The organism is Acidiluteibacter sp., from assembly GCF_055129545.1.
On the sequence record NZ_JBSRUB010000013.1, the window covers coordinates 54,699 to 77,795 of the forward strand.

A 23,097-nucleotide genomic window follows, 5' to 3' on the forward strand; every position below is an offset into this window, starting at 1 on the left:
ATTTTGTTATTGTTGTAACCTCCATTCCCCCAATCAAATACTCTCTGGCAACGTATGCGTTCTGCCTTCGTTTACTTTTTTCAAATGATCCATCAAAGGAGCAAAGTAGTTCAACATCGCTTTAGCCGACATGTCTTCTCCTAAATTGTCTTTTAGGTGCGTTCTCCAATCAACTGTAGCTCCAGGATGCATCAACTTTTTCAAGAAAGCGCCCACTTCTTTGTTTCCATAATAGTTGGTCGCATGTGGGTCTTGCTTTAAGATTTTAGTGGCGATGTGCTCATGAAATTGGAACAACAAAATATTGCTCATGGAGTAATCGTAGTATTGAGCCGCATCGTTATTGATGTGTGTTTTAGAAGCGGCATCGCAGTATTCTTCACCTCTATCAGTTGGAGGCACAATTCCTTGATACTTCTTTTTCAGTTCCCACCACTTTTGATTGTACTGATCTTTCGGTAAATTCTTCGCATATAAGTCGTGCTCAAATTCGGTCATTACACCGGCACCCCAAGGAATCAAAACCACAAAATCTAAGGCTTCAGCCATCAACGCTTGCGTGGCATCCGTTTCTACATCGGCACTCATTAATCCTCTGTCCACTAAAAATGGTTTTTGCATCGCTGCCAAGCCAATCAAACTTCCCATTGCTTCATGGTAGGCTCTATTGGCGCCTTCTCTCAACACCATCGGTACTTCAGGGTTCGAATATTCCATGTAGTAGTAAATGTGACCTAATTCATGTAAAACAGTTCCCCACCATCTGGTATTTGGCTCCACACTCATCAACGAACGTACATCTTTATCCAAGTCTAAATGCCAAGCTGAAGCATGTGAATTCTTTTTGTAGTCGGCATCTTTAGGCGCAGGATACAAACTCGATTTTTCATAAAAACTAGCTGGTAATGCATCAAAACCAATGCTTTTGTAGAAATCTTCTCCTTGCTGCATAATCCATTCAGCACCTTTAGGTTCTAGCGTTTTGTCTAAATCTGCCCCTTCTATTTCTATCAAACCACTCCATTCTTGCCCCCATTTGTTTGGCAGCCAATGTGCAGGAAGCATTTCAGGAACTTCTTGCTTGTATTTTTTGGCCAACGTATATCGAGCCCAAGTGTGTAATTCACGGTAAAGTGGCCACATTTCAGCCACCATGTCTTTACACACATCCATCAACTCTTTCTTGGTCATTCCATAAGCAGAAACCTGATAATCGAAGTAATCTTCATATCCCAATGCCTGCACGGTTTGGTTTCTCAACTGCTGCAGGGTATTCAAGCCATCTTTCAGGTTTTTGCCCACTTCTTTACTGGCTTCCCAAGCTTGTTGTCTATCTTTTAGGTTGTTTGAATTAGCTAGAATGCCGTCTATTTCATTTCCACTAACTGGTTTACCATTCAATAACGTTTCAAAACCAAATAACAATTCTGTTTGCTTTGTTTCTGCCTTAATTCGTTGCTGAACTAAATCTCCAGCGATCGCAGGATTACTACCTGCGTTATAAAGAATGGTTTCCAGTTGTTTCACTTGAAGTGGAGAAAGAAATTCTTTTTCTGCCAAGAAATGCTTGCAAGCTTTTATGTTGGCCTCAGAACCAGTAAAGGCCGCGTATATGCTATCTGCTTGCTCTGCTAATTGCCCAGTAATGGTATCACCTTCTACGATGTGAGTGTTCAGCGTCCACGCCGCTTCTGCTGATTTATAGTAAAGTTCTTGGTATTTTTGATTGTATTCCGTCAGGAAAGAGTCGGCTTGCGCAACGATTTTATCTCCAGGATTCGTTTCTTCTTGTTTTGGAGCGTTACAACCAAAAAGAGCTGCAACAATTGCAGTTGTTAAAATGACTTTGATTTGCATGGTTATACAGTTGGTTTATGTCTACCAAATATACAGTATTACAACTCAAAATTAAAACTGTTAACTATCGCTTGATTTTCCAGATTATTTTCTTGTCCCAATTCGATCGGATGACGATTTCGCCTTCGTAAAGTGCTGTCTTTTCAGGCAATTGTCTGACAATATAATCACCTGTATCCCATTTCCCATTTCTATTCGAATCGAAGATCACTTTTAGCGCGTAATTGCCGGCATCCAAGTATTTAAACTGAACTGTCGACCCGTTTGTAATTCGATTTTCATCTACGATTTTCTTTTGAGAATTGATCAATTGCAAAATCATTGGGACATCGAGATTGGCGCTATCTAGGGAATTGATGGTCACCGATAGATTCCCATAATCTTTTAATTCAGTGGTCGTAAATTTGGATGTTAAGGTATCGGTAGTTCTAGCAAATACATCGACAAACGCTTTAGGTAAAACTTGAATCTGGTAAGTGGTTGCTTCTTTCAATTGAGTTGTAATCTCTACTATTTTAGCCGATGAATCAACTACTTTCAGCTCAAAAGGAACAGGAATGGAATCCTTTGTCAAAGTAATTAATAAGGGATCCCAAACTTTTAAGGGAGTAGGAAACTTTAAACGCAACGGTTTGCTAATATTAAAGCTACTGGATGGAACAGAAGTGGTTGGTTTTAATAAAGAATCCAATTCCTTTTTGGTATTGACTTTTAGTTCTAGTGTGTCAGGTGCTGAAGTGTCTGCTTTAATCTTAGCTTTAAATGAAGTGCTATCTGGAATCAAAAACAAATAGGAAATGGTATCGCCTTCTTTCGATTGTTCCTTTATATACCATTGATTCTTAAAAGAAGCATCCAAAGGAATCAGTTCTGTTTTCTTCGTTGGTCGATTAAAAATCAACGTCAATTTTCCTTTATCGTAGGTGTTTTTAACTAAATATTGTTTGGTTTTATCTTCTAAAAAGCTATACAGTTTCAAGCCCGAAGCATCTCCTTTGAGCACCAACAATTCTTTTCTGAATGCAATGGTTTCATTGGCCTGATCAAATTTGTTGTTTCGGTTTTTGTCTTCGAGTGCGAACAATGAATAACTGCCTGCTTTCAAGTTCTGAAATTGAAAATCACCACTTTTGTTTGTTCTTGTGATGTATCTAGGAAGCTCTTTGTAAGGGATTGAATCGCCTACTTTGTCGTAAAGCATCACTAGAAATTTCTCCTTCGGTTCGATGGAGAAAGCATCCAAAACAATTCCACTTGCTGATAAAGAATCAATCACATTTCCAGTAGAAAAAGCATAAGTGAAGTTTTCCAAGATGTTCCCTTCATTGTTGTCTTTAATGGCATTGCCAAAGCTAAAAGTGTAGGTAGTATTTTCTGCTAACGTATCCTTCAGTTTTATAGAAATTCCTTTTCCTTTAATGGTAATGTCAGGTTTGTATTTCAATGGTGGAGATACATTTAGCTCTTCACTGATTGTTCCCAATTGAATGTATTCATCGAAGGTGATGACAATTTCTTTAGCATCGAAATTGGTGCTTCCATTTTCAGGTTTGGCATTGGTAACCTTTGGTGGCAGAATGTCTTTTTCGCCACCTGTTGGTGATACCACTTGAGCACATGCCGTTAAAATTAGCGCTATAAAAAAAGCGTATAAAATTGATTGATTTTTCAATTAAATGACCTCCTCGATTAGTTTGATAATTTCTTCCAAGTAATGTTTATCGATGTGATCAAAGTCGGCTAATTTATTGCTGTCGATGTCTAAAATTAGTGCGACCTCTTTGTTCTTGAAAGCTGGCACTACAATTTCAGATTTAGAAAGAGAACTACATGCAATGTGACCTGGAAATTCGTCTACATTTTCAACAACTATGGTTTGCCCTTTTTCCCAAGTAGCACCGCAAACCCCCTGACCTTTTTTGATCCGAGTACAAGCCACAGGTCCTTGAAATGGGCCCAAAACAAGTGTATCGCCTTTTACAAAATAAACACCTACCCAAAAGAATCCAAAAGCTTCTTTTAATACCGCTATGATATTTGAAATGTTCGCTATTTGATCGCTTTCACCAGAAATTAAACCCTTTATTTGAGGAATAATTGCTTGGTACATTTCTGCTCTACTTAAATTGTAATCGATGTTTAAATCTTCGCTCATTATGCGTTTTTAAATCAGAAGGACAAAAGTAAACATTATGCATTGTAAATGGATTGTTAGGAACTAGAAGTCGTTCATCGATTTTAATCAATGGTTGTTTTTTCCATTTTCAATCTTTTCAGAAGCATCTCTTTTTTCTTCTTCGGTTGCATTTAACTGATCTGTGTTGTCTTCGGTTGGTGCTAAGTGCAATTGCACTAAAATTGGAAAGTGATCGGAACCAATGTCTTTCAAACGTTTCATTGATTGAAGCCTAAATTGAGTGGAGCAGAAAATATGATCCAAAGGCCACCGAAACAATGGCTTTTGCGCATGAAAAGTGCTGTAAAAACCACGTCCTCTTCTTGGATCTAGCAATCCACTTATTTTTTGAAATAGATTGGTGGTGTAGCTCCAAGCCACATCGTTCAAATCTCCTGCAACAATGACTGGTAATTTTTCTTTTTTGGCCTCTTTTCCAATTAATAAAATTTCTGCGTCTCGATCGGTAGAATACAAATTCTGTGTCGGAACAGGTGGTACTGGATGCAAGGCGAACAGCTTGATCAACTCTCCGTTTTTAAGTTCCACTTTCGTAGTAATAGAAGGAATTTCTTCGTCGATTAAATAACGTACTTGTGTGTCGGATAAGGTCAATTTTGAAAAAAGCAACATTCCATAGGTGTTCTCTTTTTCTTTCAAAATCTGCTCAGGGAAATTTTTTCCAAAACTGGAAATACATTGGTCCTTCCACCATTTATCGGTTTCAACCAATAAGACCAAATCAGGGTTTTCTGCAAGTATTTGGTCATTCAGTTTTTTGAATTCTCTGTTGTATTGATAAACGTTTCCTACCAAAAGCTTGATGGATGGAGTTTCTGATTTATCTGCAGATTTTATTTGCTTTTTAGAAATCGGGAGATAAGGAAATACTTGATAAATTAAGTAGACTAAATTCAAAATCAAAAGGCTCCAAACGATGGTGTCCACCAGTTCGAAAAATGAAAAGAAACAACTGTAGAGACCAAGAAAAAACAGATTGAGAATTAATTTTTGAGCTCTGGCAAATTCAAAGATTCGAAACGTCCAAAAGTCATGACGAATCAGCGGGAAGGCAGTAATTACGATTAGTATAATAGCACATATTCTTAAGGCTATTGTAAATTGTTCCATTATAGTAGGTTGTTTTGTACAAACAAATATAATTATAATCCTACGGCAATGGTGGCAACTGAAAGTTTGGTTTTAGATAATTTTAAGATTTCATTTCCACATGATTCAATCGTTGAGCCGGTTGTTAAAACATCATCAATTAAAAGGACGTGTTTATTAATCAAATTTTCATCATTCAAAATGGTGAAAGTATTATCTACATTCTCCCATCGTTCCTGTCTGTTTTTATTGGTTTGACTAGAAGTATGTACATTTTTTTCTACAGAATTATCAGACATGGGGATATTTAGCCGCTCACCCATCCCTTTTGCAATAAAATCGCTTTGATTGTATCCTCGAATTTGCTTTTTCTTTGGATGAATTGGAACAGGAACAATAATGTCAATGTGATTAAGATCAATGTTTTTTAATAAGTGCTCGGCATATAGATTTCCTAGCACCTCTCCCAATTCTTTTTTCCCGTTGTATTTTAATTCGTGCATTAAATTCTGCACCTTTCCTTTTTTGTTAAAGTACAGCATAGAGAAAGCTTGCTCTAATTTTAAACGTCCCCAAAAGATTCTTTCAATGGCGTTATCTTTCTCTAAATGAGCATTGGTGTAGGGTAGGGTTGTGATGCAAGGGGCACAAATATGGTTTTCTTTTTTAAGTAAAGCACGTTTACATGCACAACAGTGTCGTGGAAAAAACAATAGATTTAATCCTCTTTTTAAGATATCCAAATTGGTTAAGTTTTTGTAGGTTTCAAAATAAAATTACATTTGAGTTCTCAATTCAATAAATAGTTCCAATGGCTGAAGAAATTACACCTAAGAGTAATAATAACAACAAGATAAATAATTTTCTAATAGTATTGGTCGTTTTACTGGCAGTATTTTGCGGGGTTTTGTTGTGGCAATATTTTGATTTAAGGAGTCAAAACTCTAATAAAGGGTCAGAAATTGAGGTATTGAATGATGAGCGAACTGAGTTGCAATCAGAGTTAGAAGAAATGTTGGAAGACTTCGATGATATGGAAACGGACAACGATTCCATGCGCGCAGAGTTGACCAATAGAAAAAGCGAAATAGAAGATTTATTGGCTAAAGTGAAGGATAAAGATTTCGCAATTTATAAATTGAGAAAAGAAACCAAGACTTTAAGAACCATTATGAAAGGTTATGTAGTCACTATCGATTCGTTGAATACAATGAATGTTGGGTTGCGTAGAGAAAATTCGGATGTAAGAGAACGATTAACATCTGAGAAAAGAACGAATCAATCATTGCAAGAAAAGAATGAAGGCTTGAGTAGTAAAGTAGCGTTAGCTTCTCGATTACAAGCAAGAAATATTAATGCATACGGAGTGCGTGTAAAACGCGACATGACAGGTAAAGACACAGATCGTGCAAGCAGAACTGATAAAATTAGAGTTTGTTTTGACATTGACGAGAATAAGATTACGCCAGCCGGTAAAAAGTCATTGTACATTCGAATCATAGCGCCTGATGGTCAGATTCTATCTGAAGGATTAGGTGATGACTACCGATTTGAATTTGAAGGTCAAAAAGGTGTTTTCTCGGACAAGCAGACGATAGATTATGATAATTCTGCAAAAAATGCATGCTTAGATTTTTCTAAAGCAGATGAGGAAGTGGAGTTCTTGTCAGGAGAATATTTCATTACTATTTATGCGGAGGACTACGAAATTGGAACAGCCAAATTAGACTTGAAATAAGTTAGAAGAAAGCGCGCAATTGCATCCCACCAGAATGAATAGTGTCTAAATCTTTTGATTTTCTGCCATTGTAGTTGATGCTCAATTGTAAGGATTTTGAAAGGTTTTTCTGGAGATTTACGGTCCATGTACTATTGCCGCCAGCTTGCAAGCCATCTAGCATTTCAAAAGCCAAAGCGCTATTTGATGCACTGTTAAAGCTGATATCTATGTAGCGCACTTCAACGGTTAAATTACCTTTCCCCGCTTTGCTATATTGCACTTCGGTTCCAAGGGTTCGGTTGAATGCACGCTCAGTTCCAAGTTTATTTTCTTTGTCTGCATATTCTCCAAATACGCTTATTCTAAACTGCACTCCAGGCTGATAACTGATTTTAGGCTGAGCCACATAACTCACAATTTCAAAATTTCTGTTTGTGAAAAAATCTGAAATATTTGACTTATCATTCAATGAAAAAGTCGTGTTTACAGTAATGGTGTTGGTCGCATTAAATCTACTTCTCACTTCCCGAGAAGTAGAAGTTCTACTTTCAAAACCATTGGTTAGCAAACTTTTACTTTTGGTATTTTGATAGAATAAGTCTGTTCCGAATTTAGTCCCCAATCTATTGATGTAAAATGTGTTGGAAATAGTAGAGCTCACAGAAATTAAGGTGGAATCTTCTATTGGCGAGCTGAATGGGTTGTAAATATCATCACTTCTGGATGTTTTTCGTTCTGCTCGATACGCCGTTTTGTTCGACAGTTTGGAAAGCAAATTTAAGACGCCTTTTTTATTCACCAACAGAACCTCTGGTCGGATAAACAGCACTTCATTAAACTGATTGCTGTATACTTTAACCGTTTCGGTGGTGGGAGTAAAAATTCGAATATAATTGGCCTGAAAAGCATTGTTTGGTCCGGCTACTTCAAATTCATTTAATTCTTTTATTTTATTGGAATTGTAATCATTCCATAAATAAATACCTTGTCCATCTGTTACTTTTATGTAAGAAAATTCTCTTTTATACTCTAGTCCTGAGCTAATTTCATAGAATGTGTTCGTGCTGATAAAACCCTTCAATATTTTTAGATCATGTTCCAAACGTCCGAGTAGGGTGTTTTCTTGGTCTAAATTACTCAACTCACTGTCTACTGTTTTTAATCGACGATAAGTGGCTTGTCCTTTTAGTCGATTACTCGGATTCTTAGCCAATAAAAAGGACGCATTAAAATCTTCTGCTTTGTTGGCCAATCCTAAGTCTGTTGCTTTTGGCAGATAATCGAATCGCTGCCCATAGCTCAATTCATATTTGTTGGAGTTCGCTGTAGTATCTCGTGTTTTTACAAATACTTTCCACTCCAACTTATTGTTGCTATTTAGACTAATTTTATTGCTATCCAATTTGAAAATTGCTTTTTCCTGATCGCCATAAACTCCTACGGTAAAAGATTTCACGTCTTTGCTCAGTGTTGTGTAATGCCGCAAAAATGTAGAGTTGACTAATCCAGAAGTTGTTAAAAAGCTACCATTTGATTTTAAATGATATCCATTCTGTTGGAAGTTTCCTTGATAACTGTGTTTGATCCCATCGTAATTGGTACCATTGGCAAATAGTCCAAGGTTGTATAAAACCTTTCCTTTTTGTCCAAAATCTAGCCCTGTATAAGCGTTTCCTAAATATTGATTATCGGATAAATTGAGTGCATTGATGTTCCAATCTCGCTCAAATTCTATGTCTCTATATCGTTCAATCGGATTAAAATTTGCTCCCCGTTGTTCGTAATGAAATCCACCTAATACTTGCACAGTCGTTTTTTCTTCCTTCTTTATTAAAGGTGATTTATGGTCTAATTCTACTTCAAAACCGTACCCTTCATCATCACCACTATCTAGTGTTGAAAAAGTATTGAGATCACGTTTAGTTACAGCTCCTTCGAAATTGATAGTGGTGGTTTCCCTTATTTTATAGGTTCCTCCAAAAGTGGCCATTTGGGTTTTCTTTGGCGTAATCAATTGAACAAATGGAATGTAATTCCCTTGCGGTATTCCATTTACAGGTTCTATCCACTTATACACTTTCCCATTTCCAGCACTTTGTATGCGGATATAGTCTCCCTGTCCAAGTGGCACTTGAGAAAACTGAACTCGATATTTTGCACTGTCCGGATCGATGGAATAAACATAGACATCTGCATATCCTAAAGAATCAATTTTTTTGTACAACACCTGATCGTTAATGAATTCCTCAATGGTATCTGCTCCTGAAACCAATGCATTATTTAGACTATCTCCAATTTGTGACAACAGCAATTTGTCAGAATCGCTCAACTCTTGAAGTAACGGTTGTTTTTTGTTGTCTTGTTCGGAATAGATGTTTAATCGTAATTCTAAGTTCTTTTTTTGAAAAGTTTGATTGGTGTAAATGAGTGATCTGGAGTAATTTCTTTCAGAGTATTGAAATTCAACAATAATTCGTGAATCTTTTGTAATCAATTGGTTTGGCGTGAAGGTTACCTCTCCTGAATTGTAATCAATCACATAGTCAAATTCTTGCCCTCTTTTTAGGAGTTTTCCATTTACAAATACCTTCTCCGTTCCTGATAGAATGATGATAAAAGTTTCATTCTCTGCACCTGTTAAACGATAAGGCCCCTGATTTCCTTCTACTCCAATTCCACCATTTGGCGCTCCGCTGCTCAATACATTTCGTGCAAATTTACCACGAGAAACAGCGATACTTAATTGCGAATGCAACACAGCTCGGTTCTTTTTGTCTTCTTCTTTATTTTTATCTAAAAAGAGGTGAGTTTTGATGCTTCCTCCTTGCACTTTTTTATCAAAATTCATGAAGTAACTTTTCGGACGATTCATTCTAAAATCACCGGCTGTTAGTTCAAAATCATCGTTGTACAATTGAATGAAGACTTGATCAAACTCTCTTAATTGTTGGGTATTTCCTTCTGCCTGGATAGGAATGTTGTCATCAGAAATGGCTGCTCGGATATTGATGTTGTCCGATAATTTTCCAGAAAGTTGTAAGTCTAAGTTCGAGTTGACTGACAAGTCCTGGTTGTTTCCAAATGAGACACCTCGAGATATGCTACCACTTTTATTCAGTCCGCCGAGGTCGAAAACATTTTCCTTGTTTTCATCAGGTCGTATGGAGTAGAAATTTGGAAGACCTGGGTCAGCAGTTTGAATGTTATTGATGTCTTTGTGGAAATATTCTTTATTAAAATCGAAACTAATTATGCGATATGAAATCGAAATTTCGGATCCTATTAATGATGGATCATGGAGAATAAATAATGATTTCGCGTAATTGATGGAATACTGATTACTGTCCAAAACAGTTTCATTTAACAATAATAATTCAGAGCCAACCGCAATGGCTAAGGTGTCTAACAATAGGGTGTCCGAATCTATTTGAATCGTTTTTTCTCGATAGGTAGAACCTTCCTGAGCCTGAACGCTCAAAAACGAGAAAGTGAGTAAAAAGAATAGGATTCGGAAAGTATTCAATAATGACTGCCTTTGATGACCGTAAATTAACGGAAAATTAAGCTTTTTAGTGAGTAGAGTATATTGAGAAAGTTTTAACTCCGGAATTTATTTCAGAATTTCACACTTTAGAAATTACAAGCGATCGAAATCATGAAAAGAATTATATCATACAACGTAAATGGAGTAAGAGCAGCCATGAAAAAAGGCTTAACGGATTGGATGAAAGCTGCACAGCCAGATATACTGTGTTTACAAGAAACCAAAGCCAACAAAGACCAAGTGGAAATAGATCAAATCGAAGAAATGGGCTATGAAACCTATTGGTATTCTGCTCAGAAAAAAGGGTATAGTGGTGTTGCTATTTTCACAAAAGAAACTCCTGTTCATGTGGAATATGGAATGGGTATCGAAAAATATGATTTCGAAGGTCGAGTGATTCGAGCGGACTACAATGGATACTCTGTTTTGTGTGTTTATATGCCATCCGGCAGTTCTGGCGATGATCGGCAGGCATTCAAGATGGAATGGTTGGCTGATTTTCAGCAATACGTCAATGAATTGAAGAAGTCAGTGCCAAACTTGATTATCTGTGGAGATTATAACATTTGTCATACTGCAATCGACATCCACAACCCGACGAGAAATGCCAACACTTCTGGATTCTTACCAGAAGAAAGAGAGTGGGTGACTCAGTTTATAGATAGTGGTTTTATAGATTCCTTTAGAGTATTTAATAAAGAGCCACACAATTATTCATGGTGGACATATAGAGCTGGTGCAAGAGGTAAGAACTTGGGCTGGCGCATTGATTATCATATGGTAAGTGATTCGTTGAGCGACAAACTCACAAGAGCCGCTATATTGCCAGAAGCCAAGCATTCTGACCATTGCCCAGTGTTGGTAGAAGTTGATTTTTAAAGTCAATTAAAAGTTGGGTGTTTAAAACTATTTTACGGCATCATTCATGCTCAGTGGAAAAGAACAATATTTGTATCAGTTTAAAATTGAATCCAAGATGAATTTAAAGAAAATTACATTCTCACTTCTTTTAAGTAGCCTTTTGTTTGCATGTGTTCCTGCAAGAAAATACGAAGAAATGAAAGATCGCCGCATGGCATGCGAAGAACAAAATACTGCACTAAAAGAAAAAACGCGTGAATTAGATGAGCAGTTGACAGAAGTACAGTCTAAATTTGAAGATTTTCAGCGACGATTGAAAGGGCTACAGGCGGATACTACCGTACAAGGAAAGTCATTGAGAACATTGACTAAGAATTACGATAAGCTAAATGAAACCTACGATCTATTATTAGAGAAGAATAGAGATTTATTAGCTGGGAATGCTGCTGATAACAAGCGTTTATTCGGAAGTCTGCAAGAAGCAGAATCGGAATTGCAGAAGCAAAGAGATGCTTTACAGAAACTTGAAGCAGATTTGAATGCGAAGGAAGAACGGTTATCTGTTTTAAATGGTGACTTAGAAGAAAGAGAAGCTAAAGTAAAAGAGCTTCAATCTATCTTGAATGAAAAGGATTCTGTAGTGAATGCATTGAAAATGAAAGTTCAGGATGCATTGTTAGGGTTTGAAAATGATGGATTAAAGATTGAAACGAAGAATGGTAAAGTATATGTTTCGTTAGATGAAAGCTTACTTTATAAATCTGGTAGTTTTAACATAGACCCGAAAGGAGTAGATGTGTTGAAAAAATTAGCAAAAGTGTTGGAGCAAAACCAAGACATTAATGTGCTAGTAGAAGGACACACTGATAATGTTCCATTGAAAGGAAGTGGGCCAATTGCAGACAACTGGGATTTGAGTGTGAAGAGAGCAACTTCTGTAGTGAAGATTATTGTAGACAATAGTAAAGTAAATCCTGCTCGATTAACAGCTGCTGGACGAGGAGAGTTTGTGCCTGTAGCACCAAATACAACTAAAGAAGGCAGAACTGAGAACAGAAGAACAGAAATAATTCTAACTCCAAAATTGGACGAGTTATTAGAAATTTTAGGAAACTAAAAATACCACACCGAAAAAAAGGGGAAGTTTAAAAAACTTCCCCTTTTTTTGTGCCAAAAATTTATATATTGCTGGTAGTTAAAAGTTTAAAATCTACGTATTCATAATAATTTAAAAATGAATCTATTAAAACAAAAATCTCTCTTTTTTTCATTAGGATTTCTCTTTATCAGTACTTTAGTTAATGCTCAAAAAGGAGGAGTTTTAAAAGTTTATACCATTCCTCAAGAGGCAATAATCAAAATAGACTCTTCGAAGTACATTTCTGGAAATCCGATAGAATTAGAAACTGGCACTCATGAAGTTAAAATATGGGCCCCAACGCGAAAATTAGTAACCAGGACAGTAGTAATTGGAGATGGGTTTTACAAAACACTTTCTGTAAAATTACCCGCATCAAAAGAATTTAAAGTCTATAGAAGAAAGTTGCAATACTATAATGCTTCCCGATTTGGCTTGCGTTTCGGGCCAATGTTGGTTTATGGAATTATTGGTGGAAGTAAACTCATTCAGAACTCAAACTATAATAAGGACGCAGATCGTTATGAAAAAGAGGTTTATTCTAGTATGAAACTTTATGAAACCTCCTTTTGGACTGTGGATATAGCAGAAAATAAAGCAAAATTTTATTCAAATAAGGAAAAGTATACTGACACCGTTGATAAAATAAATAGAAACAATAAGTTCATTTTGTATGGTGCAGGTGCTACAGTGGTCGTAAATTTTATTACTTGGAAATTAAGTAATAAGCTGAAGCGGCCAGAGTTTAAGGAAGATGCTAAATTGGCTCGATTGGATATTATTCCTACTTTTTCTGCCAATACTACAGGGATTTATTTTAAATATCTATTTTAGGAAGATGACACGTTTGATTTTGCTTTTTGTATTGGCACTTTTATTGTTTTCTTGTGACAAGGAAGATATGTTAGAAGGAACAGACTTACCTTATAATAATTATGACGATCCCGATAAAAGTTATGTAACGGTCACTGATGTTAGAGAAATTAATTGTACTACTGTTGGATTTATCGTGAATGTTAATACCGATTTAATACCTAAAGATGTTCAAAAGAGAGGCTACAAGATTGAAGTTGAGGATCCATTTGGAGTCATATTTTATGCAGGAACTGTCAGGGAGCAAACGGTTAAAGCGAAATGCGGTGCAAACAATATTTACAAGATTGTGATCACTCAATTAACGACATTTTATGAATCCAAACCTTATTTTTTTTCCATTGAAACAACGGATTAATCTTGAAAATTAACATCACATAAAGTTTTAATTAAGCCCTATGAGATTAACGAATAGCGCTATAATCGCAGTTGTAATGCTGATGTTTGTTTCTTGCGAGAAAGAAGATGTATTTAAAGGAGTGACTTTGGCTCCAAATAAGTATGAGATTAGCGAGGATAGTTATGTAACTGTAACAAATGTAGGGCAAATTAATTGCACTACTATTGGTTTCGATATAATAATACATACAGAATTGCTTCCAAAAGAAGTAAAGGACAACCTGGATGATTACGAGGTAAGAATTGAAGATTCTTCTGGAAAAAAACTAAAAGCGACAAGACTCACCGATCAATGGGTAGCGGCTAAATGCGATACAGTAAATGAGTATAAAGTGACCCTTTACCGAAAATCACCTGAGTCTGAAACGAAACCTTTTGAGTTCCAGTTTAGAACTATTAAGTAACTCAATTAAAATAAATATTTGCGATATGGATTTATCAAGTTTAACTATTTCAAAATATATCTCTTTCTTTGTTGGAGCCTTATTGTTCGTATTCTTAGTGTCTTGTGAAAAGGAAGATGCTTTAAAAGAAGTAGAATTAGCACCAAATGAGTTCGAGAACTCTACCTTAGAATTTATTACAGTAGAGAATGTGCGTCAGCAAGACTGTAATAACATTCGAATTGATATTGTTGTCCATAAGGAGTTATTTCCTGATTCTATAAAAAACAATTTAACAGAATATCGAGCAAAAATTATTGATCCTTACGGGAAAGAATTTCTTGCTGAACGCGAAAAGGGTCAATTAATTAATGCAATTTGTAAGAAAGAATGTACGTATCAAGTTTCATATTATCATTATAAAACAGAAAAAGAGACTAAGCCATTTACGTTTACTTATACTACAAAGTAATGGTGGAATTCTAACTTTACTTAACGATTTTAGGCAAACAGGTTAAAAATTATTTGAGGAACTAATTGTAGTAAACTGTATTTCCATAATTTAGATTAAAATATAAAAGTAGAATGAGTAAAAGTTTTATTCTGTATGTGTTTGTTTTTATGTCGTTTACATCTTGTTTAGATCAGGAAAAGTCCAACTACAATCTGAATTACGAAAGCTATAAAGTAGAAGGAGTTTTTATAAAGGATTGCGCAGGTGAGCCTCTTTCAGGAGTCACTTTGCGACTTTATACAAGCGTAGAAAGAGATTTATCTTTAAAAATATTAGCACAATCTACTACCGACTCCGAGGGTTTGTTTTCAATGAGCTACCTATTGGAAACCACTACTTATCGCTATAACTATAACGACTTATTAATATACAGTTATGATGCATATACTAACGAAGAGCAGCTCGTTTCTAATAGCTTACCATGGCAGCAAGATTTATTTGTTGATTTAATTCAAAACATTGAAGACACTATTTATTTTTACACTTCTGGGTTAAACCAACTGTCAATTAACGATACACTTTTTATAAAAGAGAGGGAGTATTCTAGAAATCAATATTCGGCGTATTTTATTGGACCATTTCCTGATGGTAGATTGTTAGATTCAATTCGACAACCGTTTACGAATTATAAAACAAGGTATTATGATTGGAACATATCAGACACTTGTAAATATTACCGAAGTAATTCCAATCAGTTTCGCTGTAAGACAGGTAACTTCGGGTTGGTGGAAGAAGTAGTTCCTTATTGTGAACGGTTGAATGTAAAAATTGACTTAAGTAATGCTTTAAACTAATGAAGAGAATTACGGTCCTTTTAATAATTGTCTCTTTGTTTTCTAGCTGCAAGCTTTATAAACCTGGTCGGGTAAATATACCTATCCTAGAAGGAAAAAATGATGGGAATCTAACAGGTAGCTTCGGCCGCAATATCGGGATTGAGGCTTCCTACAGTCCAATTAATCATATTGGAATTATTGCAAATTATACCAACGGATATAAGAATATAGAATATCAGAATGATGAGAATAATGACCGTAGGGTTGTAAATGAATACAACAATCAGCAATATGAATTTGGTTTTGGGTATTATGTAAGGCTTGACACCATGAATTATTTTGAGGTTTATGCTGGCTATGGAATTGGTGAATCAGGGTCAGTGAGTAATGGCGATGGATTCTTTTATAGACAAAATATAGCTTTAGAAGCGATGCATGAGCATGTGTTTATTCAACCCACTTTTGCGTTAGATATTAATCCGAATCATTCATTCCGATTTTCTGCAAAATTAGCGTTGATGAATTTTTACGACATTCACAGTTCCCCATACTATCCGTTGACTAAGGATGAGCTATTTGATCGCACTTTTACTTCTTTCCAGCCCTCCTTTACGTATCTGTTTAAAATGAATTTTATTGATATCTCTTGGCAGACTGCTTTATTTATTTCGCCTGAAAATGGGTTTTACACCCACAGGTGGATAAACTCTTCGTTGGGGATTGGTATTAATCTTTCTAGATTGAGAAAGACTATCAAAGGCGCAGAATATTAGAGACTCTATTTTTAGTTAGGAATTCTTTGTCTTCCATTTATTCTTCTAAATTTGAAGGAAACTAAATTAAACACAGATAAATGGTGACTCTTAAGGTTAAATCTATTTTATCAGTATTGATTTTATCAATAGGGCTACTTTTTGCACTTTATTCGGATGTCCTATTACATCTTAATGAGGTATTGTTTTGCAATAGTGGCGATGGGTTTAAAAATTATTACAATTTCTTGTATCACATCAAAAACGATCCAAATTATCTAACGTTCGATGGCATGAACTATCCGTATGGTGAATTGATTTTTTTGGTAGACATTCATCCATTATTAGCCAACTTGTTGAAGTTCTTTAGTGCGCATATTTATGATGTTAGCTATTACGGTGTAGGTATTCTAAATTTTTGCATGTTGTTTTCATTGCCTGTAGCTGCGGTATTTCTATTTCTTATTTTTCACCATTATAGATGTGCCTCCATTCCTTCAGTCATTGCTGCACTGGGAGTTACTTTTTTATGCTCCAATGCAGTACTATGGCAGCATGGACATTACGCTTTGTCTTATGTGTGTGTTTTTCCAATTGGTTGGTATTTGATTATCAAGTTTCTAAATAGTACTCAAAAAAAGATTTACACTGTTCTCATTTTTCTGAACACATTGTTTTGGTTTTACACGCACAACTACCTTGGGCTTATTTTGTTGGCATTTAATGCATGTGTTTTTGGATTTTACTGGATTTTTTATTCGGACAGTAGAAACTGGATGAATTTATTGCATTTTCTTATTCAAATTGTATTGCCAGCAATCATTGTAGTTTCATTTATAAAATTGTTGGATCATCATGATGGAAGAATAGAAATGCCTTATTTATATCATTATCGCGCTTCCTTATCTTCTGTTTTTCTGCCAAATATTTCCCCTTTCAAACCGATTTTTGAGGGTTTGTTCGATTATTCTCATTTGAAAACAGAGTTATGGAGTAGGGTTGGAAATTATGTTGGTCTTTCCACGAGTTTAGTTTTTATTGGATTTGTTTTTTACACCATTTATGTATTCCTAAAAGGGAAAATTGTAAAAACGGATTTTTCAAGAGAATGGTTGGTGTTTTTGTTGTCAGCTATTTTATTACTTATGTACTCATTTGCCTTTCCTTTTCGCTTTGATCTAGAGTTTCTGTTGCCATCTATTTTGAAACAGTTTGTAAATTTGGGACGATTTGCTTGGGTCTTTTATTTTGTAATTACTGTTTTTTCAATCATCCTATTAAATACCATCATTTCAGCCAAATGGAGAAACGTATTGCTCACACTTGTCGGAGTGTTGTTGTTAATAGAAGGGGTGGCCGTTCATCAAGATATTCACAATAAAATAAGTGTGTATACATCACCATTCAACGATTCTACTTTTGATGAAGTTATGGAATCGAAGGAAAAAGTAATTGACTTTTCATCTTTCCAAGCCATTCTGCCCATTCCTTTTTATCATGAGTATACTAGTTTGGGCGAAATGTTAGACGATGAAAAAGTGAAACGATTGTCCATGCAATTGTCATTAAGAACGGGCATGCCATTAATGAGTGCTATGTTATCTCGTAACTCTGTGAAAGAAGCCAAGTATATTGGGCAACTATTTACACCTTCCTTTATAGAAAAGCCACTGCAGAAATCACTCAATGATAAACCATTGTTGATTATTTATTCAAAAAATGAGCCGATTCCTTTAGAAAAAGAATTATTAGATAAGGCCACCTTAATTTATTTCAATTCAGAATTTGAGTTGTATAAATTGGAATTGTCTTCGATTTTCACGAATAATTCAGCTGATTTAATCCAAGCGCTAAAATTCAAAATTGATCAATATCAATTGGACACATTGACCCAATTCTATCAATCAGATAGCACTATGATGGTTTACAATTCATTTGATTCTTCTCCAACCGATTTTCAGTATAGAGGAAATGGGTCATTCAAAAAACGAAAAACTGAGTTTGGGTTGGTCTTCGATGGACAAACCACCAAATTTACTCCTCATACACCTTATTCATTGAGTTTTTGGTACTACAATTATGTTTACGATCAGTACTTTAATACTGTCTGGTTAGAGGTTAAGAATGAAGAAGGTGAAATTCTAAGAACAGAATTCATTAATCCTTGCTCAAGTAGAATAGTAGATGGAAATTGGTCATTAACTGAAATGACCTTTCAGTTAGATTCAGCAACTGAATACATCATGTTATGCTCACAAGGAAGTAAAGAATATGCAGACTCAGTCTATTTTGATGAGTTATTAATCCGTCCGGCTAATATGGAAGTTTTTAAAAGCGGTGGAAATAACAAGCAGTTTATTTGGAATAACTATACGCTTAGTAAAAACAATTAAAGTGAATAATTAAAAAGTCTAAAATCTGATGCATAGGCTCGCTGAACAAGTTTTTTCATAGTTTCAGAATAGTAATCTTTATAGTCATTGTGTTTGCTCGCATGTACATGTCTGATCATGTCCAGTTCGATTTCACTATTATCCACAACAAATTCAAATAAATTATCCAACTCTTCAAATTTAAAAAGTCGATCGATTAGTAATGTGTTTGATTTAGTTATCCAGAATGATTGTGGTCTTAAGTGGATTTGTTTGAAGGTATTTCTAGTTTTTAGCCATGAAAACTGTTTCAGCACAAATTCTTCGAACGAAGAGAACTGATTGACATATTTTTCAGCGTCCACTTTGTCCTTATCATTATCTCCACCGGCTTTTAAAAAATGAAAAGAACTGACTAATCGATCATAAGGATTCCTTACTGCGCCGACAATATATGCCTCTTTTTGTGGGTGAATTTTTCTAAACTTTGATAGGTGCATATAATGGGGAGAAGTAACATCATGTCCTAATATGATCCAATCGGTTTTCATTAGTTCGTTCACTATTGATCCTCCTGCTGTTCTCGGAACATGCATAAAACCCATTTGAGTATTTGATTCTATTCTTTTCATATTTTAATTATTCCAGAAATAAAACAAAAAGTTTAACTGACAACAAAATTGCTATTGGCATTAATCTTAAAATCTGTTAAAGTCAATTCAATATGTCTGCAAATATATACTTAGTTTTGCTTCGCTTTTTCCCCAAAAAGAAGTAGTTAATTATTGCTGTTATTTTTTTAAAAGAGTTCAATGCTTTTTAATTCTATTGAATTTTTATACTTCTTTCCTTTAGTTGTAGGATTCTATTTTGTCCTGCCATTTCGCTACCGATGGTTCTTTTTGTTGCTGGCGAGTTATTTCTTTTATGGTTTAGCAAACGGTATATTTTTGTTGCTGATTCTTGTTTCAACTTTGATCGATTATATCGCAGGAATTAAAATGGATGAAAAAGCTACTAAAAAGGAACGAAAACCATTTTTGATTATTAGCTTAATAAGTAATCTAGGAATACTTTGTTTATTCAAGTATTACAATTTTTTCAATGACTCTTTTGCTAGTTTATTTGAGCTATTGAACATTCCCTATCTAATTCCTTCATTGAGTATTATTCTGCCTGTTGGAATTTCCTTTTACACCTTTCAAACAATGGGTTATTCTATAGATGTCTATAAAGGAAAAATGAAGGCAGAACATCACATTGGTTACTTTGCACTTTACGTCACCTATTTCCCCCAACTGGTAGCTGGTCCAATTGAGAAATCGTCAAATCTTCTGCCACAATTTAAGGTAAAACACTCCGTCGATTATAAGCGAATAACGGATGGTCTTAAGTTAATGACATGGGGTTTTTTTAAAAAGGTAGTGATAGCCGATCAAATTTCTCCTATGATAAAGTATGTAACTGACAATCCTGAGCAATTCAATGGTTTTTCAGTGCTGCTCTGTTCTTGCCTGTTTGTTTATCAGATTTACTGTGATTTTTCAGCATACTCTGATATAGCGATAGGTGGGGCACAAGTAATGGGAGTAAAGTTGATGGAAAACTTCAGACGCCCATTCTTTGCAAAAAGCTTGTCTGAGTTATGGAATAGATGGCATATTTCTTTAATTAATTGGTTTCAAGAGTATATTTTTTATCCCCTGGGAGGCAGTAGGAAGGGACGCCAAAGGACCTACCGGAATGTAATGATTGTATTTCTAGTCTCTGGGTTATGGCACGGAGCTAGTTATAACTTTTTGATTTGGGGTGTTTTAAATGGATTGGTGGTTGTATTGACATTGCGTTTAACCAAATTAAAGTCAGCAGCTAATAAAAGGTTAGGAAGTTTTCGAAAATCTGCTTGGTATAGGCGGTTTTTAAGAATTAAAACCTTTTTAATTTTCGCAACATTAGGAATTCTATTCTATACTTCTGATCTATATTCTGCGCAAGTTTTAGGTAAAGCTTTATTTACTGGTTGGTCAGATGATTTACTCGGAATTATAAATAATTCGGCAAATAGTAGAGCCCATATTTTGTATTTAGGACAAGATTCTAATCAGTTTATAGCTCTCTTAATTGCTATATTAATCCTAGAATACATTCATTATCTTCAAGAATATAAAGGCCATGTAAGAGAAATTTTAGCGAGTAAACCTGCATTGTTAAGATGGTCTTTGTATATTGGAATAACTCTTATTATAATGGCGTTTTCTTTTGATCAAGACATTCCATTCATATATTTTCAGTTTTAATGAAACAGTTAATAGTTAAAATAGTGCTATTTTTTGTAGTTATCTTTTTGGTGGAAAAGCCGATAGGTTATTTTATTTCAAAAAGTATTGTGAAACGGCAATATGATCAACGATTGGAGCGACTTTTTCAAGGAGATGTAAAAAGCGATATAGTAATCATCGGTTCTTCTAGGTCATTAAATGGAATTGATGCAGGAGAGTTAGAGAGAAATATGGGAAATCAAACAGCGTATAATTTTGGGTATTCAGGGTCAAACCTTAATTTTCATGAAAGTATTTTTAATATTATTACTCAAGTATATATGCCTAAAAAAATACTTTTAGTCATTGATGATGAGGATGCATTTAAAGTGAATGAAAAGGCCATCTATCGAAAAGATAAACTTTTTCCATTTATTCAATACGAACCTGTATTAGCTGAAATTGTAAAAAACTCTTCAAAGGGCTACATCCCATCTAAAGTGAGTTGGTTGTATCGAGAGAATCAAAATATTTTTGAGTCGATCAATTACCTTCTTAGAGGGAAATTAGATCCAGATGAAACTACAAATGTTAACGAATTTGGCTTTATACCGCTTTCTAATGAAGAAAATCATTTGAATAAATTAGTTGATCGATCGTTAAGTATAGAATATATTGATAAGGATGAGCAAAGCACATTTATAGAATCATTGAAGTCCATTGTCAATAAAAGCCAAAGTATGCACATAGATTTATACCTCGTTCGATTACCTTCCTATAAATCTAAATTAGTAGGATTTAATGAACGCTTAATCAATATAGTAGGAGATAACACCCCAATATTTGACTTTTCTAATGAGCTACAAGATGAAAAGTTTCATTTTGATAATGGACATTTGAATGCTAATGGTGCTAAACATGTAGCAAATTTAATTTCTAAAAAACTGAAACAATGATTTTTAGTTCACTACTCTTTTTGTTTTCTTTTTTGCCTTTTGTATTGATAGGTAACTTTATATGGAAAAATATAAAGTGGCAAAACACCTTATTATTTGTAGCTTCTTTGTATTTCTATGCTTGGGGAGAAAGAGAAAAGGTTTTTGTGATGCTTGCTTCCATTTTATTAAACTTTTTTATTGGGAAATGGATAGAGAAAAAAGAAGATCGAGGCAGAATCATGGCCCTAACTATAGGTGTCATTGTCAACCTTGGAGTATTGGTCTATTTTAAGTATTCTCAATTTATTGTCGAGAATATCAATCAATTACTTAGTATCTTAAATGTTCCGATTATTGAAGGTTTAAAATATGAAAGGTTGCCACTTGGTATTTCTTTCTACACATTCCAGAGTATGTCTTACTTAGTAGATGTGTATCGAAAAGAAGTCAAGGCACAACGGAACTTTTTAAACTTGGGTTTATATGTTGCTTTATTCCCACAACTGGTTGCAGGGCCAATTGTTAGGTATAATGAAATTGCTGAGCAGTTAGTTAAGCGAACTCAAAGCTTAGCTAAATTTAATGAAGGAATTCGACGCTTTGTAATCGGATTGGGGAAGAAAATGTTGCTCGCCAATCCAATGGCATTTATAGCCGATGAAATTTATATGCTGCCTGTAGACGATATCACTACTCCAATGGCCTGGATGGCAGCTATAGCCTATTCTTTGCAAATATATTTTGACTTTTCAGGGTACTCAGACATGGCCATCGGATTGGGTAAAATGTTTGGGTTTGACATTGCTGAGAACTTTAACTTTCCATACATTGCCAAATCGATTCGGGAGTTTTGGACACGTTGGCATATTTCCTTATCCATATGGTTTAGAGATTATTTGTATATTCCTTTAGGTGGAAGTCGAGGCTCTACCTTATTCACCATGCGGAATTTAATTATTGTGTTTTTTATCACAGGTTTGTGGCATGGAGCTAGTTGGAGTTTTGTTATATGGGGTCTTTTTCATGGATTTTTTATGTTAATAGAGCGCGCTGGATTCGATAAAATATTGAAACGGATTCCTGCTATCTTCCAGCATTTGTATATGTTTTTAATTGTTGTCTTCGGATGGGTTTTATTTCGAATAGAAAGTTGGAGTGATGCGGTATTTATACAAAAAACGATGCTGGGGTTCAATGAATCCGTAAGTTTATTCACAATATATAGTGTCATGAATCCTTATTATTGGACACTCGTTTGTATTGCAATAGTATGTTCTTTGCCTGTTTTTTCTTTTATTAAAGTGAGAAAATCGGGAGCTATCTTTAAGTCAATAGAACGAGTTTCTATCTTAATAATCTTTATACTATCAATAATAGAAATGGCAAATAATACCTATAATCCATTCATATATTTTAGATTTTAAAT

20 protein-coding genes are annotated in these 23,097 nt (G+C 34.9%); 13 read left to right on the forward strand and 7 right to left on the reverse strand.

Annotated features, from left to right (window positions below; genetic code table 11):
- Window positions 1–33: 33 nt before the first annotated feature.
- The 5 genes from ACTB0X_RS06375 to ACTB0X_RS06395 all read right to left on the reverse strand — a co-directional run bounded on the left by ACTB0X_RS06375 (window position 34) and on the right by ACTB0X_RS06395 (window position 5,886).
- Window positions 34–1,857, reverse strand: a complete 1,824-nt coding sequence (locus ACTB0X_RS06375) for a M2 family metallopeptidase (RefSeq protein WP_463024160.1) — start codon at window positions 1,855–1,857, stop codon at window positions 34–36.
- Window positions 1,858–1,921: 64 nt separating this feature from the next.
- On the reverse strand, window positions 1,922–3,529 hold the full coding sequence (locus ACTB0X_RS06380; RefSeq protein ID WP_463024161.1) for an Ig-like domain-containing protein: 1,608 nt from the start codon (window positions 3,527–3,529) through the stop codon (window positions 1,922–1,924).
- On the reverse strand, window positions 3,530–4,012 hold the full coding sequence (locus ACTB0X_RS06385; protein ID WP_463024162.1) for a GAF domain-containing protein: 483 nt from the start codon (window positions 4,010–4,012) through the stop codon (window positions 3,530–3,532).
- Window positions 4,013–4,099: 87 nt separating this feature from the next.
- Window positions 4,100–5,164, reverse strand: coding sequence for an endonuclease/exonuclease/phosphatase family protein (locus tag ACTB0X_RS06390; RefSeq protein ID WP_463024163.1), 1,065 nt, complete (start codon window positions 5,162–5,164; stop codon window positions 4,100–4,102).
- Between the two features lie 32 nt (window positions 5,165–5,196).
- Complete coding sequence (locus ACTB0X_RS06395; protein WP_463024164.1) at window positions 5,197–5,886, reverse strand: ComF family protein; 690 nt, start codon at window positions 5,884–5,886, stop codon at window positions 5,197–5,199.
- Between the two features lie 68 nt (window positions 5,887–5,954).
- On the opposite strand from ACTB0X_RS06395, the gene ACTB0X_RS06400 reads away from it, so the two are divergent.
- A complete protein-coding gene (locus ACTB0X_RS06400; RefSeq protein WP_463024165.1) occupies window positions 5,955–6,881 on the forward strand; it encodes a hypothetical protein in 927 nt (308 codons plus the stop codon).
- A 1-nt stretch (window position 6,882) separates the two neighbouring features.
- On the opposite strand, the gene ACTB0X_RS06405 is transcribed toward ACTB0X_RS06400, so the two are convergent.
- Entirely contained in the window at window positions 6,883–10,386 is a 3,504-nt protein-coding gene (locus ACTB0X_RS06405; protein ID WP_463024166.1) for a hypothetical protein, read from the reverse strand.
- 132 nt (window positions 10,387–10,518) lie between these two features.
- On the opposite strand from ACTB0X_RS06405, the gene ACTB0X_RS06410 reads away from it, so the two are divergent.
- From ACTB0X_RS06410 to ACTB0X_RS06450, 9 genes are all read left to right on the forward strand, one after another.
- Entirely contained in the window at window positions 10,519–11,286 is a 768-nt protein-coding gene (locus tag ACTB0X_RS06410; RefSeq protein WP_463024167.1) for an exodeoxyribonuclease III, read from the forward strand.
- A 97-nt stretch (window positions 11,287–11,383) separates the two neighbouring features.
- Window positions 11,384–12,385 carry an OmpA family protein gene (locus ACTB0X_RS06415; protein ID WP_463024168.1) on the forward strand — a complete coding sequence of 334 codons (1,002 nt, stop codon included), beginning with the start codon at window positions 11,384–11,386 and terminating at the stop codon, window positions 12,383–12,385.
- A 117-nt stretch (window positions 12,386–12,502) separates the two neighbouring features.
- Window positions 12,503–13,240, forward strand: a complete 738-nt coding sequence (locus ACTB0X_RS06420) for a hypothetical protein (RefSeq protein WP_463024169.1) — start codon at window positions 12,503–12,505, stop codon at window positions 13,238–13,240.
- 4 nt (window positions 13,241–13,244) lie between these two features.
- Window positions 13,245–13,637, forward strand: coding sequence for a hypothetical protein (locus tag ACTB0X_RS06425; protein WP_463024170.1), 393 nt, complete (start codon window positions 13,245–13,247; stop codon window positions 13,635–13,637).
- 40 nt (window positions 13,638–13,677) lie between these two features.
- On the forward strand, window positions 13,678–14,082 hold the full coding sequence (locus ACTB0X_RS06430; RefSeq protein WP_463024171.1) for a hypothetical protein: 405 nt from the start codon (window positions 13,678–13,680) through the stop codon (window positions 14,080–14,082).
- Between the two features lie 25 nt (window positions 14,083–14,107).
- Complete coding sequence (locus tag ACTB0X_RS06435) at window positions 14,108–14,533, forward strand: hypothetical protein (RefSeq protein ID WP_463024172.1); 426 nt, start codon at window positions 14,108–14,110, stop codon at window positions 14,531–14,533.
- A gap of 113 nt (window positions 14,534–14,646) precedes the next feature.
- The gene (locus ACTB0X_RS06440) at window positions 14,647–15,369 is read left to right on the forward strand and encodes a transthyretin-like family protein (protein WP_463024173.1); all 723 of its coding nucleotides are present in this window, start codon (window positions 14,647–14,649) and stop codon (window positions 15,367–15,369) included.
- Window positions 15,369–16,124, forward strand: a complete 756-nt coding sequence (locus tag ACTB0X_RS06445; RefSeq protein ID WP_463024174.1) for a hypothetical protein — start codon at window positions 15,369–15,371, stop codon at window positions 16,122–16,124. Before ACTB0X_RS06440 ends, ACTB0X_RS06445 begins: the two co-directional genes overlap by 1 nt.
- Window positions 16,125–16,204: 80 nt before the next feature.
- Window positions 16,205–18,496, forward strand: a complete 2,292-nt coding sequence (locus ACTB0X_RS06450) for a hypothetical protein (protein ID WP_463024175.1) — start codon at window positions 16,205–16,207, stop codon at window positions 18,494–18,496.
- On the opposite strand, the gene ACTB0X_RS06455 is transcribed toward ACTB0X_RS06450, so the two are convergent.
- Window positions 18,493–19,107: a sulfotransferase family 2 domain-containing protein gene (locus tag ACTB0X_RS06455; RefSeq protein WP_463024176.1), complete on the reverse strand. Its 615-nt coding sequence runs from the start codon at window positions 19,105–19,107 to the stop codon at window positions 18,493–18,495. The genes ACTB0X_RS06450 and ACTB0X_RS06455 overlap by 4 nt on opposite strands.
- A gap of 180 nt (window positions 19,108–19,287) precedes the next feature.
- On the opposite strand from ACTB0X_RS06455, the gene ACTB0X_RS06460 reads away from it, so the two are divergent.
- From ACTB0X_RS06460 to ACTB0X_RS06470, 3 genes are read left to right on the forward strand one after another with little or no spacing between them, the layout of a single operon-like run.
- A complete protein-coding gene (locus ACTB0X_RS06460) occupies window positions 19,288–20,772 on the forward strand; it encodes an MBOAT family O-acyltransferase (protein ID WP_463024177.1) in 1,485 nt (494 codons plus the stop codon).
- Entirely contained in the window at window positions 20,772–21,689 is a 918-nt protein-coding gene (locus ACTB0X_RS06465; protein ID WP_463024178.1) for a hypothetical protein, read from the forward strand. Before ACTB0X_RS06460 ends, ACTB0X_RS06465 begins: the two co-directional genes overlap by 1 nt.
- A complete protein-coding gene (locus ACTB0X_RS06470) occupies window positions 21,686–23,095 on the forward strand; it encodes an MBOAT family O-acyltransferase (RefSeq protein ID WP_463024179.1) in 1,410 nt (469 codons plus the stop codon). The genes ACTB0X_RS06465 and ACTB0X_RS06470 overlap by 4 nt, the downstream gene beginning before the upstream one ends.
- The last annotated feature ends 2 nt before the right edge of the window (window positions 23,096–23,097 follow it).

Bases quoted from the DNA above. Each gene is read 5' to 3' on its own strand.
- ACTB0X_RS06375 (WP_463024160.1), bottom strand. From the start codon at position 1,857: ATGCAAATCAAAGTCATTTTAACAACTGCAATTGTTGCAGCTCTTTTT.
- ACTB0X_RS06385 (WP_463024162.1), bottom strand. From the start codon at position 4,012: ATGAGCGAAGATTTAAACATCGATTACAATTTAAGTAGAGCAGAAATG.
- ACTB0X_RS06390 (WP_463024163.1), bottom strand. From the start codon at position 5,164: ATGGAACAATTTACAATAGCCTTAAGAATATGTGCTATTATACTAATC.
- ACTB0X_RS06400 (WP_463024165.1), top strand. From the start codon at position 5,955: ATGGCTGAAGAAATTACACCTAAGAGTAATAATAACAACAAGATAAAT.
- ACTB0X_RS06410 (WP_463024167.1), top strand. From the start codon at position 10,519: ATGAAAAGAATTATATCATACAACGTAAATGGAGTAAGAGCAGCCATG.
- ACTB0X_RS06415 (WP_463024168.1), top strand. From the start codon at position 11,384: ATGAATTTAAAGAAAATTACATTCTCACTTCTTTTAAGTAGCCTTTTG.
- ACTB0X_RS06420 (WP_463024169.1), top strand. From the start codon at position 12,503: ATGAATCTATTAAAACAAAAATCTCTCTTTTTTTCATTAGGATTTCTC.
- ACTB0X_RS06425 (WP_463024170.1), top strand. From the start codon at position 13,245: ATGACACGTTTGATTTTGCTTTTTGTATTGGCACTTTTATTGTTTTCT.
- ACTB0X_RS06430 (WP_463024171.1), top strand. From the start codon at position 13,678: ATGAGATTAACGAATAGCGCTATAATCGCAGTTGTAATGCTGATGTTT.
- ACTB0X_RS06435 (WP_463024172.1), top strand. From the start codon at position 14,108: ATGGATTTATCAAGTTTAACTATTTCAAAATATATCTCTTTCTTTGTT.
- ACTB0X_RS06440 (WP_463024173.1), top strand. From the start codon at position 14,647: ATGAGTAAAAGTTTTATTCTGTATGTGTTTGTTTTTATGTCGTTTACA.
- ACTB0X_RS06445 (WP_463024174.1), top strand. From the start codon at position 15,369: ATGAAGAGAATTACGGTCCTTTTAATAATTGTCTCTTTGTTTTCTAGC.
- ACTB0X_RS06450 (WP_463024175.1), top strand. From the start codon at position 16,205: ATGGTGACTCTTAAGGTTAAATCTATTTTATCAGTATTGATTTTATCA.
- ACTB0X_RS06455 (WP_463024176.1), bottom strand. From the start codon at position 19,107: ATGAAAAGAATAGAATCAAATACTCAAATGGGTTTTATGCATGTTCCG.
- ACTB0X_RS06460 (WP_463024177.1), top strand. From the start codon at position 19,288: ATGCTTTTTAATTCTATTGAATTTTTATACTTCTTTCCTTTAGTTGTA.
- ACTB0X_RS06465 (WP_463024178.1), top strand. From the start codon at position 20,772: ATGAAACAGTTAATAGTTAAAATAGTGCTATTTTTTGTAGTTATCTTT.
- ACTB0X_RS06470 (WP_463024179.1), top strand. From the start codon at position 21,686: ATGATTTTTAGTTCACTACTCTTTTTGTTTTCTTTTTTGCCTTTTGTA.